Source organism: Pseudomonas sp. CFSAN084952 (assembly GCF_009648855.1).
In the GTDB taxonomy this organism is placed as follows: domain Bacteria; phylum Pseudomonadota; class Gammaproteobacteria; order Pseudomonadales; family Pseudomonadaceae; genus Aquipseudomonas; species Aquipseudomonas paracarnis.
Window position 1 is genome coordinate 4,035,423 of record NZ_CP045767.1, and the last position, 15,109, is coordinate 4,050,531.

Annotated in this window: 14 protein-coding genes and 1 pseudogene; 11 read left to right on the top strand and 4 right to left on the bottom strand. The window is 58.3% G+C overall.

The genetic code is table 11. The annotated features are described in order from the left end of the window. Positions 1-360: 360 nt before the first annotated feature. The 4 genes and pseudogenes from GH769_RS18285 to GH769_RS18300 all read left to right on the top strand — a co-directional run bounded on the left by GH769_RS18285 (position 361) and on the right by GH769_RS18300 (position 3,395). Positions 361-630: a DUF2790 domain-containing protein gene (locus GH769_RS18285; RefSeq protein WP_014719601.1), complete on the top strand. Its 270-nt coding sequence runs from the start codon at positions 361-363 to the stop codon at positions 628-630. A 554-nt stretch (positions 631-1,184) separates the two neighbouring features. Further along, positions 1,185-2,435 (top strand): ribonucleotide-diphosphate reductase subunit beta, encoded by a 1,251-nt coding sequence (locus tag GH769_RS18290; protein ID WP_014719604.1) that lies wholly within the window; start codon positions 1,185-1,187, stop codon positions 2,433-2,435. Positions 2,436-2,501: 66 nt separating this feature from the next. After that, positions 2,502-2,675: pseudogene (locus tag GH769_RS18295) on the top strand (HNH endonuclease); the annotation flags it as partial. Positions 2,676-2,747: 72 nt separating this feature from the next. Then, a complete protein-coding gene (locus GH769_RS18300) occupies positions 2,748-3,395 on the top strand; it encodes an HAD-IB family hydrolase (protein ID WP_020303103.1) in 648 nt (215 codons plus the stop codon). Positions 3,396-3,486: 91 nt separating this feature from the next. Here the strand turns inward: GH769_RS18300 and GH769_RS18305 are convergent, their stop codons facing one another. Further along, positions 3,487-4,446 (bottom strand): LysR family transcriptional regulator, encoded by a 960-nt coding sequence (locus tag GH769_RS18305; protein ID WP_014719606.1) that lies wholly within the window; start codon positions 4,444-4,446, stop codon positions 3,487-3,489. A gap of 193 nt (positions 4,447-4,639) precedes the next feature. Between GH769_RS18305 and argH the strand changes: the two genes are divergently transcribed. The 7 genes from argH to GH769_RS18340 all read left to right on the top strand — a co-directional run bounded on the left by argH (position 4,640) and on the right by GH769_RS18340 (position 11,490). Beyond that, positions 4,640-6,067, top strand: coding sequence for an argininosuccinate lyase (argH, locus tag GH769_RS18310; RefSeq protein WP_032902798.1), 1,428 nt, complete (start codon positions 4,640-4,642; stop codon positions 6,065-6,067). 123 nt (positions 6,068-6,190) lie between these two features. Next, positions 6,191-7,069 (top strand): amino acid ABC transporter permease, encoded by an 879-nt coding sequence (locus GH769_RS18315; protein WP_019819278.1) that lies wholly within the window; start codon positions 6,191-6,193, stop codon positions 7,067-7,069. 24 nt (positions 7,070-7,093) lie between these two features. Then, complete coding sequence (locus GH769_RS18320) at positions 7,094-7,858, top strand: amino acid ABC transporter ATP-binding protein (RefSeq protein ID WP_003193648.1); 765 nt, start codon at positions 7,094-7,096, stop codon at positions 7,856-7,858. A gap of 25 nt (positions 7,859-7,883) precedes the next feature. Next, on the top strand, positions 7,884-8,705 hold the full coding sequence (locus tag GH769_RS18325; RefSeq protein ID WP_020303106.1) for an ABC transporter substrate-binding protein: 822 nt from the start codon (positions 7,884-7,886) through the stop codon (positions 8,703-8,705). A gap of 163 nt (positions 8,706-8,868) precedes the next feature. Continuing rightward, complete coding sequence (locus GH769_RS18330; protein ID WP_019819281.1) at positions 8,869-10,038, top strand: MFS transporter; 1,170 nt, start codon at positions 8,869-8,871, stop codon at positions 10,036-10,038. A gap of 54 nt (positions 10,039-10,092) precedes the next feature. Further along, complete coding sequence (locus tag GH769_RS18335; protein ID WP_032902797.1) at positions 10,093-11,043, top strand: hypothetical protein; 951 nt, start codon at positions 10,093-10,095, stop codon at positions 11,041-11,043. Positions 11,044-11,133: 90 nt separating this feature from the next. Next, positions 11,134-11,490 carry a transcriptional regulator gene (locus tag GH769_RS18340; protein ID WP_014719611.1) on the top strand — a complete coding sequence of 119 codons (357 nt, stop codon included), beginning with the start codon at positions 11,134-11,136 and terminating at the stop codon, positions 11,488-11,490. 6 nt (positions 11,491-11,496) lie between these two features. On the opposite strand, the gene GH769_RS18345 is transcribed toward GH769_RS18340, so the two are convergent. The 3 genes from GH769_RS18345 to GH769_RS18355 all read right to left on the bottom strand — a co-directional run bounded on the left by GH769_RS18345 (position 11,497) and on the right by GH769_RS18355 (position 15,035). Beyond that, the gene (locus GH769_RS18345) at positions 11,497-12,942 is read right to left on the bottom strand and encodes an amidase family protein (RefSeq protein ID WP_032902795.1); all 1,446 of its coding nucleotides are present in this window, start codon (positions 12,940-12,942) and stop codon (positions 11,497-11,499) included. Positions 12,943-13,173: 231 nt separating this feature from the next. Next, the gene (locus GH769_RS18350; protein ID WP_256670073.1) at positions 13,174-13,866 is read right to left on the bottom strand and encodes a hypothetical protein; all 693 of its coding nucleotides are present in this window, start codon (positions 13,864-13,866) and stop codon (positions 13,174-13,176) included. Positions 13,867-13,976: 110 nt separating this feature from the next. Then, entirely contained in the window at positions 13,977-15,035 is a 1,059-nt protein-coding gene (locus GH769_RS18355; protein WP_014719614.1) for an MBL fold metallo-hydrolase, read from the bottom strand. Positions 15,036-15,109 lie beyond the last annotated feature (74 nt).

The window sequence follows — 15,109 nt, forward strand, 5'->3', positions numbered from 1 at the left end:
CCCTGTTGTAGCCGGGGTGGGCCTATAGAACCATTCGACGATGGTAGTAACAAGACCCTACAAATTGCCCTGCTATGCCGTTTCACCGCTCTGGCCCGCGTGCTGCGGCGCTTGGCAGCTTTCTGAAAAAAGCTTAATCGAGGGATTGTTACAAAAACCGCCAAAAGTGTTTATCAAAACCACGGGTATATGAATATAACCGAGGCGCCTAAAATCAACTCCGCCAACAAGGCACTCTGATTAACAACGCAACAGCCCCCACGAAGGCAACGTTAATCCGAACTTCCCAACTTTTAAGTGACACACGTGGCCTCACAAGGGCCCCGTGCCCCCTTTCGCCCTGAAGAAGGTAATGAAGCAATGAAAGCGTTATTAGTGATGGCCCTGAGCAGCCTGTGCGCCACCGCCGCCCTGGCGGACGAAGCCCCGACTGAACTGGCCGGCCAGAACGCCCCGATCGTTGAGGACTACACCTACAGCACTCACCTGGATGTGGCCAAAGTCTTGTCCATGAGCAGCATTCCAGAAGTCTGCGAAGTTGTACCGGTGAAGATGGAATATGAAGATTCGCAAGGCCAGCGTCATATTCTTAACTATCAAGTGATGGGCAATGGTTGCTCTAACGGCTAACAACTTCTGAAGTTGGATTCTTAATTGCCGCAAGAAATCGTTCTTGCGGCCAAGAACCCGCCCTTGAATACACCACGCATCAACTGTGGGAGCTGGCTTGCCTGCGATGGCGATTTCAGCCACGACCACTCTTTTTACGCCCCCTTCCCCTGCCCCAAAAAAAACATCCCCGCCCGTCAAAAACCCCCACGCCCAGCAAAGCCTTGCAAACACTCGCTTTGGCCGAAACCCACGTCATTTTGGCGCTCCCAAGTGACCATCCGCCGCAACACAAACCTGAATTTTTCCCTATAATGCGCGGGTAAATCGGGCCTGCAATATCCCTTTACACAGGGATAAAGAGCCAGACCTTGAGCCTGCGCTGCAGCAAGCACGCATCGCTGCGCCCCTCAAGCCTCATGCAGCACCCGCAACCTGATTCCGTTTATTTGCCTGCGCGAGCTGTTGCAACAAACGATTCCTTAAGATCCACCGCGGCCATAGGGCCGTGTGAACATCCAACCATCCGGTTTCACACGGGCACCTTTGAGCCCTCACGCAGGAGACGACACGTCATGCTGAGCTGGGACGAATTCGACAAAGAAGAAGAAGGCGAAGTAGCCGCCAAAGGCGCCAACGCCGGCCACGCCACCGAAGCCAACATGGACCGCCTCGACGGTGCCGGCGCCGCTGCCGCCGTGGAAGCCCGCGCCGTCACCGCCAACGACTCCGCCGCCATCGTGCGCGCCAAGGCCGCCCTGGACAAACTCGACGTCGCCGAAGGCCTCGCCGAGCTGGAAGGTGCCTCCGCCCGCGTCGCCGTTGATGAAAAGCGCATGATCAACTGCCGCGCCGACCTCAACCAACTCGTGCCATTCAAGTACGACTGGGCCTGGCAGAAGTACCTCGACGGCTGCGCCAACCACTGGATGCCGCAAGAGGTCAACATGACCGCCGACATCGCCCTGTGGAAGAACCCCGAAGGCCTGACCGACGACGAGCGCCGCATCGTCATGCGCAACCTGGGCTTCTTCTCCACCGCCGACTCCCTGGTAGCCAACAACCTGGTGCTGGCCGTGTACCGCCTGATCACCAACCCGGAGTGTCGCCAGTACATCCTGCGCCAGGCCTTCGAAGAAGCGATCCACACCCACGCCTACCAGTACTGCATCGAATCGCTGGCCATGGATGAAGGCGAGATCTTCAACATGTACCACGAGATTCCATCGGTGGCCAAAAAGGCCGCCTGGGGCCTGAAGTACACCCGCTCGATCTCCGATCCGAAGTTCGAAACCGGCACCGTCGACACCGACAAGGAACTGCTGCGCAACCTGGTCGCCTACTACTGCGTACTGGAAGGCATCTTCTTCTACTGCGGCTTCACCCAGATCCTGTCCATGGGCCGCCGCAACAAAATGACCGGCGTGGCCGAGCAGTTCCAGTACATCCTGCGCGATGAGTCGATGCACCTGAACTTCGGTATCGACGTGATCAACCAGATCAAAATCGAAAACCCACACCTGTGGGATGCCGAGATGAAGGAAGAAGCGACCCAGATGATTCTGCAGGGTACGCAGCTGGAGATCGAATACGCGCGTGACACCATGCCGCGTGGGGTGCTGGGCATGAACGCGGCGATGATGGAGGATTACCTCAAGTTCATCGCGAACCGTCGCCTGTCGCAGATCGGCTTGAAGGAAGAGTACCCAGGCACCACCAACCCGTTCCCGTGGATGAGCGAGATCATGGACTTGAAGAAAGAGAAAAACTTCTTCGAGACCCGTGTGATCGAGTATCAGACCGGCGGCGCGCTGAGCTGGGATTGATTCGGACTAAGCACTAAAGGAAGCCCTGGCATGTTCAGGGCTTTTTTTCGTCGGTAAAAAAGGAATTTGCCATTTCTTGAAGTACATCACCTCAAGCACCTGGCCCGGAAGGGTTCGGATCGCCCCCCCAATGCTGTAGCCTTGTGCCCCAATTGCCATCAGCGTTGTCACCGGTCAAGCGCTCGGGAAGCTTTCACCGAAGAGCTTTACGCCAAGATCGGAAGATTGGCACGGGAGTAGACTCCTGCTGTCACAGCTGATGCCCGCTTGAAAACTATCAGATAGGATCGAGGCCAACCCGTGAACCCAGACATGCTCGAAGCCGGCCCCGCAGACGCCAAAGTACTTTCCGTCTTTGACTTCGACGGCACCCTCACCCACCACGACAGTTTCGTGCCCTTCCTCAAGTTTGCCTTTGGCCCCGGCGAGTTTTATGGCCGGATGGTCAAGCTGGCGCTGCCGGGGCTGCGGTTTTTGGTGCGGCAGATCAGCCGGGATGAGTTGAAGGCGCAGTTGATTCGCACCTTTATGACCGGGGTGGAGAAGGCTTGGGTTCAGCAGCAAGCGCAGGAATATTGCCAGGCGCGCTGGAGCAAGTTGATGCGCCCGAGCGGTTTGCAGTCGGTAGCGGATGAGGTGAAGTCCGGGGCGGTGGTGACGCTGTGTTCGGCGTCGCCGGCGTTGGTGTTGCAGCCGTTTGCCGACCGGCTTGGCATCCGCTTGATCGGTACTGAGCTTGAGGTGGTGGATGGGGTGCTGACCGGCAAGCTCACCGGGAATAATTGCCGTTGTGAGAATAAGGTGCTGCGGCTTGAGGCGGTGTATGGGGACCTGGGGGAGTATCGGCTCAGGGCCTGGGGCGATACGCGTGGGGATCGGGAGTTGTTGGCGGCGGCGCAGGATGCGCATTTTCGGCATTTTCATGCGAAGAAGAAAAAGCGGGCTCGGTTGCAGCGGTGATGCGGGTGGGTGGGGTTGGCGGGAGACCGAGGCGATCCCTTCGCAGCCTCGCTGGGGCTCGACAGCTCCCACATTTGAGCTTTGTTGAGGCTTAGGCCGACGTCTTCAAGTCTACACCCAGCGCTGTGGCGAAGGCTTTTACCATCGGGCTTCTCGGCGCGTTGTGGCGCAGGATCAGGTTGAACGCGGTGCTTAAATGAACCTGCTCTGGGCACAGTGCGCGCAGGCGCCCTTCCCTTACCAGTGGCGTGGCGTAGTGTTCTGGCAGAAAGCCCAGGAAGCGGCCGGTGAGGATCAGGATGGCGACGGCTTCCACTTGTGAAGCCGAGGCGGACTGGCTGTCGTGGCTGACGAAGTTGGCCTTGTCGCGATGGATCGCATACCGATGGTTGACCACTTCGTATTGGCGAAGAGCGTCGGGGGTGATGTCGCTCGCAGTGAACAAGGGATGCCCTACGGCGCAGTAGGCGTGGGCCTTTTCTTCGTAGAGTGGGAAGTAGTCGAATTCTTCACGGCGTTGGTACACCGGGACGATGCCGGCGACCAGTCGCCCTTCCACTACCCCACGTTCAACTTCGTCCAATTGCGAGGCGTGTAGGCGCAATCTTATTTTTGGCGATTGGCGATGTAAGTTGCCCAGGGCGGTAATCAGTGGGGAACTAACGTCGGAGACGGTGTTATCGATAACGCCCACACTCAGGTCGCCGATGAGTTCATTCTGCGCCGAACTAAGCTTGTCGCGAAAACTGTCCACCGAGGTAAATAACTCGATGGATGCTTGATACACCAACTTGCCTTCTTCGGTCAGCCCGAACCCTTCGCGGCCCCGTGTGCACAGGCGCATGCCGATGCGAATCTCGAGATCGGAGATCTGTTTGCTGATGGCCGCCAGGCCCACGTTCAGCTCGTTTTGCGCGGCACTGAAGCCGCCGGCTTCGACCACGGCCATAAATACCCGCAACAATTTAAAGTCCAGCCCGCTCAGTTGCAGCGGCGCTCGTGTGCCGGGTTTTGGCGGCAGGTTTCCAGAAGTGGAAAGTGGGGTTTCCATAATGCGCGTTGACCTCGAGTGCCATATTCAACAGGCTTGAACCCAATCCTTGAACATAGCCAGGCGGCGATAATGAACATAAACATCCGCCCTTGGCAACCTTGAATACGGCGCGTCAGACGTCGGTTCTACACCGATAAACTTCTGTTGAAACTGCCTCCGACTCTTCTAAAAACAAGCGTGAGGAACACCCATGTCCCAGCCCACCGACCGCCTTTGGGGCGCTCGTTTCAAGACCGGTCCGTCTGCGGCGTTGGCCGCGTTGTCGCGTTGCCCTGAGCGCTATTTTCGCCTCACGCCCTACGACCTGGCCGGCTCCCGCGCCCATGCCCGTGAGTTGCAGCGCGCCGGTTTGCTGGATGAATCGGAAACCCTGCGCACCCTCGAAGCCCTGGACCGTATCGGTGAGGATTTCGCCGCCGGTCGCCTGCATCCCACCCTGAATGACGAGGACGTACACACCTTTATCGAACGCGTATTGACCGAGCGCCTCGGTGCCCTGGGCGGCAAGTTGCGCGCCGGACGCTCGCGCAATGACCAGACGGCCAATGATCTGCGCCTGTTCCTGCGTGACCATGCACGCACCATCGCCACTGAGGTGTTGGGCCTGCAGCAGGCGTTGGTTGAACAGGCCGAGCAACATGTGCAGAGCATCTGCCCGGGCTTCACCCATTTGCAGCAGGCGCAACCCATTGTGTTTGCCCATCATTTGCTGGCTCACGCGCAGTCGATGCTGCGCGATGTGCAGCGCCTGGTGGATTGGGATGCGCGTACGGCCCTGTCGCCGTTGGGCGCGGCAGCGATGGCAGGTTCGGCGATAGCACGTCAGCCGCAGCACTCGGCCAAGGAAATGGGCTACACCGGGCCATGCGAAAACTCCATCGACGCTGTCGCCAGCCGTGACCATGTGGCGGAGTTCCTGTTTGTGGCGGGAATGCTCGGGGTGAATATTTCGCGGCTGTCTGAGGAGTTTTGCCTGTGGTCGTCGCGCCAGTTTCGCTGGGTAGTGCTAGACGACGCCTACGCCACCGGCAGTTCGATCATGCCGCAGAAAAAGAACCCGGACATTGCCGAACTGGCGCGGGGCAAGGCCGGGCGTTTGATCGGCAACCTGACCGGGCTGATGTCGACGCTCAAGTCGTTGCCACTGTCGTACAACCGCGATTTGAGTGAAGACAAGCACAGCGTGTTGGACAGTGTGGACACCTTGCTGCTGGTGTTGCCGGCGATGGCCGGGATGGTGGCGACCATGAAGGTGCAGGTAGAGGAGCTACGACGCCAGGCACCGATGGGCTTTACCTTGGCGACTGAGGTGGCGGATTGGTTGGCCACCCGTGGCGTGCCGTTCAAGGAGGCCCATGAGATTACCGGCGCGCTGGTGCAGGCCTGTGAGCAGCATGAGATTGAGTTGTGGCAAGCCTCACCGGCGATGTTGGCCGAGGTGGATGGGCGGCTCACCCCGGACGTGCGTGATTGCCTGACCCTGGAGGCGGCGATTGCGGCGCGCAGTGGGTGGGGTGGTACGGCGCCGGAGCGGGTGAAGGAGCAGATTGGGCGGTTGAAGACTGCTTTGGCTGAACAGCAGAAGTGGGCTGAGAGTTATCAGGGGTTTCGGATTTAAGCCTTGGTAGGTGTGGTGAGCTCACCGGCGCTTTCGCAGGCAAGCCAGCTCCCACATTTGACCGGGTTTCAACCGTAACACCGTGTACATCGGTTAAAGCGTCATTAGTTTTGGAGTAGCAACATGAATCAAACCCCGGCCGAGCGCTTGGAAGCCGAGCGCAAGTTGTCTGAAAACCAGTTCGATATCACGCAGTACGAGCATGTGCCGCGGCGGTATTACGGGCGGATGTTTTTTGCCACGTTGATCGTGATTGTGTTGGCTGCGCTGTTGCGCGCGTTTGCCAATGGCCAGATCGAATGGTCCTACATTGGCCAGTTCCTTACGTCGCAAGCCATCCTCTGGGGCCTGGTGAACACCATCGTCATGTCGATCCTGGCGATGGCATTGGGCGTGGTGATCGGCGTGATCACGGCGATCATGCGCATGTCGGCCAACCCGATCCTGCGTTACGTGGCCATCACCTACACCTGGTTGTTTCGCGGTACACCGCTGATTTTGCAATTGTTGCTGTGGTTCAACCTGGCGTTGATCTTCCCGGTGATCGCGATTCCGGGCCTGTTCAGCATCGACACCGTCGACCTGATGACGCCCTTCGTAGCCGCCCTGCTCGGCTTGAGCATCAACCAGGGCGCCTACACCGCTGAAGTGGTGCGTGCCGGCTTGCTGTCGGTGGACACCGGCCAATACGAGGCGGCCAAGTCCATCGGCATGCCGAGCCTGCAGGCGCTGCGCAGGATCATTCTGCCGCAGGCCATGCGCGTGATCATCCCGCCCGTAGGCAACGAGTTCATCAGCATGGTGAAAATGACCAGCCTGGCCAGTGTCATCCAGTACTCGGAACTGCTGCACAACGCGCAAAACATCTACTACGCCAACGCCCGGGTGATGGAGCTGCTGATTGTGGCGGGCATCTGGTACCTGGCGGTGGTGACTGTTCTTTCATTTGGTCAAAGCCGCCTCGAGCGTCGTTTTGCCCGCGGCGCCGGCAAGCGTTCGTAAGCCTGGGTTGAGGAGATTTGCCCCATGAGAAGCATCGTCAAGGCTGTCAACCTGAACAAGTATTACGACCAGTATCACGCCCTGCGTGACATCAATATCGAGGTCGAGCAAGGCGAGGTGATGTGCATCATCGGCCCGTCCGGCTCGGGCAAAAGTACCCTGCTGCGTTGCGTCAACCAGCTGGAAAAGATCGACAAGGGCGGCCTGTGGGTCGACGGCGAACTGGTCGGTTATCGGGTAGTCGGCAACAAGCTGCACGAGATGAACGAAGCGCAGATCGCCCGCCAGCGCCTGGCCACCGGCATGGTGTTCCAGCGTTTCAATTTGTTCCCGCACATGACCGTGTTGCAAAACATCATCGAAGGCCCGTGCCAGGTGCTCAAGCGCTCGCCCAAGGAAGCCATCGAAGACGCGCTGGAACTGCTGGCCCGCGTTGGCCTGGCGGACAAGCGCAATGCTTACCCGGTGGAGTTGTCCGGTGGCCAGCAACAGCGTGTGGCAATCGCCCGTGCCTTGGCGATGCGCCCCAAGTTGATGCTGTTTGACGAACCCACATCAGCCCTCGACCCGGAGCTGGTAGGCGAAGTGTTGTCGGTGATGCGCGATTTGGCCACCACCGGCATGACCATGATCGTGGTCACCCATGAATTGGGCTTCGCTCGCGAAGTGTCCAACCGCATGGTGTTTATGGACGCCGGCCAGATTGTGGAAGCCGGCAGCCCGGAAGACATTCTAATAAGCCCACAAAACCCGCGTACCCAAAGCTTTATTTCTGCCGTTCGCACTTAACTAAAAAACTAACGAGAACGCCCCCATGAAGAAGATGTTTATCCCTACCTTGCTTGCAGGCCTGATTGCCTCCTCATGTGTATTCGCGGCCTTGCCGCAAGCCATCAAGGACAAGGGTGAGATCAGCGCGGCCATCGTGCCGAACTACCCGCCGATGGACTTCAAGGACCCGGCCACCAACACACTCACCGGCTTTGATTTCGACCTGGGCAACGCCCTGGCCGAGCGACTGGGCGTGAAGATCAAATGGCAGGAAACCGGCTTCGAACAAATGCTCAGCGGTCTGACCACCAAGCGCGTCGACATCGTGCTGTCAGGCATGACCGACACCGCCGAGCGCCAGAAAGCCGTGACCTTCATCGACTACTTCACCAGCGGCCCGCAGCTGTACACCCTGGCCAAGCGCGAAGAGATCAAGGAATTGACCGACCTGTGCGGTAAAAAAGTCGGCACCAGCCGCCGCACCACCTGGCCGTCGGAAATTACCGCCTGGAGCAAGGCAAACTGCGAGGCGGCAGGTAAGCCGGCAATCGTGGTGATCGGCACCGAAGGCTCGGCGGATGCGCGGGCGCAGTTGCAGCAGAACCGCCTGGATGCGGCGATGCAGGGCAGCGAGACCATTCCTTATTTGATGTCGCTGGACAAGGGCAAGTACAAGCCGGTGGGGCTGGCGATTTCCAAGCAATTCACCGGGCTTGGGATTGAGAAGAGCAATACCGAGTTGGTCACGGCGATCAGTGAGGCGTTGCAGGGCATGATTGATGATGGGACTTACGGCAAGATCCTGAAGAAGTGGGATCTGGAACAAGGTGCGGTAGAAAAAATCACCATCAACTCTGGCCAATAACGCCATCGAATGTGGGAGCTGGCTTGCCTGCGATAACGGTGGGTCAGCTAAAACAATGTTGGCTGTTACTCCGCTATCGCAGGCAAGCCAGCTCCCACACTCAATCTGCGTTCGCTGGTGATCTGAGTCGTGTAGGTAAGAATCACAAGGAGCCCACCCCACCGTGGCCACCTACTCCCTGGTAATCCGTCGCCTGATGATCTGCTCGGTGACCATCGTGGTCAGCCGTGCCATGACCAGCCCATTGCTGGCCCTTTGGCTGAGCACACGCCTGGGCCTCAACCAGCAGGACATCGGCCTGCTGATGGGGGTCGCGGTGTTCATCGCCACGCTCATGGGGTTGTATGGCGGCTACATCATCGATCGCCTGGAAAAGCGCAAACTGCTGATCCTGGCCATGCTCTCCAGTTCCATCGGTTTTTTGTTGCTGACCTTTGCCAGCAACCTCTACCTCACTACGCTGACCCTTGTTGTGACTGAAGCCGCGTCGGCGCTGTTCCTGATCGGCTCCAAGGCGATCATCAGCGAGAACCTGCCGGTGGGTGAGCGCGCCAAGGTGTTTTCCCTGCGCTACACCCTGACCAATGTCGGCTATGCCACGGGCCCGATGTTGGGCGTAGTGATTGCCGGCCAATTGCCGTGGGCACCGTTTTTGATCGCCAGCGCCATTGCCTTTGGCAGCCTGTTCCTGATGATCGGCATTGCGCCGACCCAGCGCGACGACAGTCATAAGCCTCAGAGTTTCCTCAGCACCCTGCGCATCTTGCGCAGCGACCGCACGCTGATCCTCTTCACCAGCGGCAGCCTGTTGAGCACCATCGTCCATGGGCGCTACACCCTTTATCTGTCGCAGTTTTTGCTGGTGGCCTACACCCCCGACCAAGCACTGAAAATTCTGTCTGCGGTGCTCGCCTGCAACGCCATCACCGTGATTTTGATGCAGTACCAAATCGGCCGATTTCTCAAGCGCGAGCAATTGCGCCATTGGATCGTGCTGGGCACCCTGCTGTTTATTGTCGGGTTGGTCGGCTTCAGCCAGGCGCACAGTCTGCTGACCTGGTGCCTAGCGATGTTTGTGTTCACCTTGGGCGAGATGATCATCTATCCCTCAGAGTTCCTGTTTATCGACACCATCGCGCCGGATGCACTACGGGGCAGTTATTACGGGGCACAGAACCTGGCCGCGTTTGGCGGGGCCATGAGCCCGGTGATTTGCGGCTATCTGCTGATCAATGCGGCGCCCACCAGCATGTTCTTTGCCTTGGCCGCACTCACGGCCATGGGCGGCACCCTGTGTTTCTTGAGCGGGCGACGCGTGGCAGGTTCTTGCTGATATTTACGCAAGATCCGGCTATTAATAGCCAAACCTCTGAAGGACCCGAGCCCCATGAAATTCGACACGGCCTACAGCCTGAGTCTCGACGACAAGGTGTCGATCTATGACATACGAGACCTGAATTTCGACGAAACCACCGCGTTCGATTCCGACAAGGACAGCTTCCTGTGCCCCAACGACGCCTGCCGCGCGGCGTTCGATAGCACCAATGCGTTGAGCACTTTCAACGCCAAGAACGTCAACTACCTGCGCACGCCGCACTTCAAGAACAAACCCGGCACGCGGCATATCGACGGCTGCCGCTATGCCGGCAGCCATAAACCTGCGACGGGTGAAAATGACGACGAGCATGAGGAAAATTTCCCATCGGAATTTGTGCTGACGCGGCGACTGTACGAGCCTAAAACGCCGGTAGTCGGCACCGCTGGAAGCGTCCTTCAGGAGCCGACGAAAGCGCCCGCAAACCGCGCTACCACCTCTTCTGGCAGCAATGACTCGATCCCGGACAAAACCAGCGTATTCGCACACCCGGTGGAGTGCTACGTGTCCAACATCGATGACAAGGACAAGCTCAAGGCCATGCCTTTGAAGATCGGTGAGCACGCGGCGACCTACTGGGCATTCTTCAAGAAGATCGAATACCTGCAAGACAACCAGGGTTTGATTTACTGGGGCAAGATCAAGACCATCAAGGACTACACCAGCAGTTTTCGCATCGACTTCGAAAAGAAGGTGTGGCTCGACAGGAAGCCTTATTCGGTGAACGTCTACCTGAGCAAAAAGCTCATCGAAAACTACCGCAAGCGCACGGCATTCCTGGAGCAGATCAAGGCGGCGGCCAGCAGTGAACGGTCGCTGTATTGCTTTTTCTATGGGGTCACGCCGCAGCTTGTGCAGGTGCCCAGCCAGAAAAACCCCGAGCAGACGTTCGGGGTATTCAGCGCCAGGATCGAGAATCTGGATCACCTGATTATTCGTGAGGCACCGGGGCTGGAATCATAAGGGGTTGCAACGCCAGTGGATGAGCGGTAGAAACAACTGTACAAAAACACAGTATAGTTGCACCTCCCCTGTCGAACCTGGAGAAACCCCATGTCCTCTCTGGCAATGAGTTCTTTCGTAGAACAACAGATCGTCCTGCATCAATTCACCGCCAAACACTGCGCGCAGGCGCGCGTCATGCTGGGCTGGAGCCGCGAAGCGCTGGCTCGCCAGGCTGGCGTGGCGGTGCAAGCCATTGAACAATTGGAAGACCACGGCGACGTGGACGATGAAACCCGTTTGATCCTGGCGTTTCGCCTGGAGGCCGAAGGGCTGGTGTTTTTCCCGGGGTTCGCACCGGGGTGGGGGATGAGTGCGCGCCGGTTCGATACCCCGGCGGCGCAACCTTCTGCACAAAGCCTTATCTCTCAATTGATGGGTTCAACCGTGGCAACCAGCCGAGGCTGACTCAACTCAGCCGTTGGTGGCCTCAACCGTTTTATCTGGACTGTCTGGTGTTTGCGTAGAAGGAGCACCTGGGAGAAAAGCCGGTTCTTGAATGGCCTGCGAGGCTTGCTCATAACCATGGGCGACTGACAGCAAGGTGGCTTCACTCTTGCCGGAGCCATACACGTATATTGCCGTGGGCATGCCTTCATCATCCATGCCTGATGGAACAGATATACCGGGGTACCCGGCGGCTGCACTATAGAAATAGTTGTGGGTCAGAAAATTCGACACCATGGCGTCGAGCTTGTGCTCCTTCAGGGGGCCATCAATGGTCTTCTGAAATACAGGAAGGATGGCTTCCCACAATACCTCGCGCTTTTGCGGCGTGGTCTCCAGCTCATTGATCATTTCCAGCAATTTCTGGTCAGGCTCATCAGGTTTCTGCGTGCGTTTGATAAAAGCAATCAGCTCAGCAAGTGACTTGACGGGCAAGCCTTCCCGCCCAGCCAAATAGTCTTCCAGTTGTTGCTTGACCTCCGAGAATATCGCCTCGTTATAACCCTCATAGGCTTCATCGGGGACACCGGCGTCCAACCGCTCCAAGGGCACTAGAATTGCACCCTGGGCCTTCATCACTTCGAGCGCCGCCTCATAGTGCTTGCGGTCTGCGCGCTTGGCCGGGTCTTTGGACTCCTCTGCGGACAATTCAGGCAAAGGGGTATAGCCAATACGCTTACCCTTCAAGGCATCAGCGTGCAGGCCCTCGGTGTAGACGTTGGTCTCGGTCATTGCATTGAGTGCTTCTGCCGCATCACAGATATTGCGGGTGAAGGTCCCCACCGCGTCCATGCGGGTGCTGGTCATGACGCCTTCGGTACTGACCAGGCCCGTCGTTGTTTTCAGGCCAAACACACCGTTGTAGGCTGCGGGGCTGATGATTGATCCGTTGGTTTCCAACCCCAGTGCCACGGGCACATGCCCCTGGGCGACCGCCACGGCCGAACCTGAACTCGAGCCGGCCACCGTCCCTCCGAGTCGATGTGGGTTCAACGTCTGGCCACCTCGGGAGCTCCAGCCATCCGCCGATTTGAGTGAGCGAAAGTTGGACAGCTCACTCATATTGGTTTTGCCTACAATCACCACGCCAGCTTTCAGCAAATTGTCGACGACCTTGGCATTCCGGGCGGCAGGCGCACCCACCAACGCCTTGGAGCCTGCACTGGTCTGCATGCGGTCATTGGTTTCAAAGACATCCTTGAGCGCTATCGGCACGCCATGCAAGTACCCGCGTACGCGGCCATTGGCACGTTCCTGATCGCGGGCCTTCGCCTCCCTCATGGCATCCGGGTTGGTTTCCAAAAACGCATTGCCGCCCTGTAGCCCACGATCAATATTGGCAATTTGTTTGAGCGAGTCCTTCAACAGTGACTCTGAGGTGACGCCGCCTCCTTGGGCCATCTCCGCTGACATCTGGCAGGCACTCTTGAAACCTTGTACCGGGTTTGAAAGCTCCTGAAGCAGGCCCGTGGCCCATCCACCTGCCGAAACTGGTCCGATCATGAAGTGCCCCTCTGTTTGACTGAGTGTGAGAGCTATCGGTCGATAGCGCCGCACCAGTCTAAGAGCCGACCACCCACCACTATTTCAGGCGAATCCTGCCACTGCGTCCTATCCTTCGCAGCCCGATGTAGGCATCAATACCTACGGCCGCAGCACGCGGTAAGCTCGTACCAGTGCCGCCAAGCGATCACCCGCCCAGCGCGCACCGTAAAACCAGACCTTGGAGCCGTCTTCCAGGGTTTCACACATACTGGGGTAGCCGCTTTTACAGGCGTGATGAAAGGCGGCTTCGGGATCCTCTGACACCAAGGCATCAAGGCGAAGACCTACCACCAGCTCGTCGATTTCATGACAAGCCTGCTCACAATCACCGCTGCGCTGCATATCCACTGCCACGCATTGCGCACCAGCCTGGCGCAGGGTGTCGAAGACTCGGTTCAAGGCCGCACTGCGTGCGACCCGTTCAACCTGCTTGCCCTGCACATAATGCTCGCCATAGCCGATACGATATCCCGTCAGCGGCAGCGAGGCGGTGAAGGTGGTGTTATTCAATACCAGCGGTACCTCCACCATCACCGGTTCGGTAGGGTCAACGCCGCTGATGGCGATCAGCGATAGCGCGGGATCGCGCACCGGCCGTATATGGGGAGCCAGAGCGTTATACCCAGGTATGGGCGTGGCGCCGGCACGTTGCTCGGTGCCAAAGACAATAGAAGGGGGAGCGGCACCGTGGGGTGAAGCGGGAACGTCGACGGCGTTCATTAGCGATGGCAGCGGTTGAGCTGACGCACACGGCAAACCCATCTTCCAAAGTTTCTTACAATGGCTGTCCATCGAAACATCCTCCCGGAGATAAAATTTCCGGGGGATCATCGCACTCTCTCTTGGCCTTTGTCGCAGGGCTGAAATTCGCTGAAAAGCTCTTTTCCAAACGGGCCTTTGGCTCAGCCTGCTGCGTGTTCGTTGACCGATTGAGGTTCCACTTCCAGCCACCAGGCATGCCCACGCTCAGGCTGGTTCAAGCGAAAAGCCTGGCCCATCGCCGGAGTGGTGATCGAAACATTGCGCTCCCAGGCCAGGGCCATGATGCGGTCGAAGGGCTCATGCCAGGCGTGGAAGGCCAGGTCGAAGGTGCCATTGTGAATCGGCAGCAGCCAGCGCCCTTTAAGGTCGATATGCGCCTGTAGTGTCTGCTCCGGCTGCATGTGCACATGGGGCCAATCGACATTGTAAGCGCCGGTTTCCATCAGGGTCAGGTCAAACGGCCCGTATTGCTCGCCGATGCGTTTGAAACCGTCGAAATAGCCCGTATCGCCACTAAAAAAGATACGCCGCGTGTCGTCGATCATCACCCAGGAGCACCACAGGGTCTGGTTGCCATCAAACAGGCCGCGCCCGGAAAAGTGCTGGGCCGGCGTGCAGACAAAACGAACGCCATCGACCTCGGTGCCCTGCCACCATTGCAACTGGCGGACTTTGCTGGCATCCACGCCCCATTTGACCAGTGTGTCGCCCACGCCCAGGGGCGCCAGGAAGTAGCGGGTCTTTTCGGCCAATTGGACCACCGCTTTGCGGTCGAGATGGTCGTAATGATTGTGGGAAAGGATCACCGCTTCCAGCGCAGGCAGCTCTTCAAGACTGATAGGCGGCTGATGAAAACGCTTGGGGCCGGCCCAACGCAATGGCGAGGCGCGTTCGGCAAACACCGGGTCGGTGACCCAGAATTTACCGCGCATTTTCAGCAGCACGGTTGAATGGCCGAGGCGATACACGCTGTGATCAGGGGCGGCCAATAACTGCTCGCGGGTCAGTGGCTGTACCGGAATCTGCCCCACCGGCCGTGTCGTTCGCGGCTTGTTGAATAGCATGTTCCAGAAAATGCGCAGGGTCTTGCCCAAGCCACCGTGCTGCACCGGCGTGTCGTTGCTGAAGTGCCCCAGGCCCTGCTCGGCAGGCTTGGGCGCCGAGGGCGCAGGGTCGAGACGGGTTGAAATCGTAGCCATGACAAAGTGACTCCTGCGGTCCGCTCAAGTATTACACTGCACAGTGTAGTTTCTAGATTGCAACAAAATCCGGA

Bases quoted from the DNA above. Each gene is read 5' to 3' on its own strand.
- GH769_RS18285 (WP_014719601.1), top strand. From the start codon at position 361: ATGAAAGCGTTATTAGTGATGGCCCTGAGCAGCCTGTGCGCCACCGCC.
- GH769_RS18290 (WP_014719604.1), top strand. From the start codon at position 1,185: ATGCTGAGCTGGGACGAATTCGACAAAGAAGAAGAAGGCGAAGTAGCC.
- GH769_RS18300 (WP_020303103.1), top strand. From the start codon at position 2,748: ATGCTCGAAGCCGGCCCCGCAGACGCCAAAGTACTTTCCGTCTTTGAC.
- GH769_RS18305 (WP_014719606.1), bottom strand. From the start codon at position 4,446: ATGGAAACCCCACTTTCCACTTCTGGAAACCTGCCGCCAAAACCCGGC.
- argH (WP_032902798.1), top strand. From the start codon at position 4,640: ATGTCCCAGCCCACCGACCGCCTTTGGGGCGCTCGTTTCAAGACCGGT.
- GH769_RS18315 (WP_019819278.1), top strand. From the start codon at position 6,191: ATGAATCAAACCCCGGCCGAGCGCTTGGAAGCCGAGCGCAAGTTGTCT.
- GH769_RS18320 (WP_003193648.1), top strand. From the start codon at position 7,094: ATGAGAAGCATCGTCAAGGCTGTCAACCTGAACAAGTATTACGACCAG.
- GH769_RS18325 (WP_020303106.1), top strand. From the start codon at position 7,884: ATGAAGAAGATGTTTATCCCTACCTTGCTTGCAGGCCTGATTGCCTCC.
- GH769_RS18335 (WP_032902797.1), top strand. From the start codon at position 10,093: ATGAAATTCGACACGGCCTACAGCCTGAGTCTCGACGACAAGGTGTCG.
- GH769_RS18340 (WP_014719611.1), top strand. From the start codon at position 11,134: ATGTCCTCTCTGGCAATGAGTTCTTTCGTAGAACAACAGATCGTCCTG.
- GH769_RS18345 (WP_032902795.1), bottom strand. From the start codon at position 12,942: ATGTCAGCGGAGATGGCCCAAGGAGGCGGCGTCACCTCAGAGTCACTG.
- GH769_RS18350 (WP_256670073.1), bottom strand. From the start codon at position 13,866: ATGGACAGCCATTGTAAGAAACTTTGGAAGATGGGTTTGCCGTGTGCG.
- GH769_RS18355 (WP_014719614.1), bottom strand. From the start codon at position 15,035: ATGGCTACGATTTCAACCCGTCTCGACCCTGCGCCCTCGGCGCCCAAG.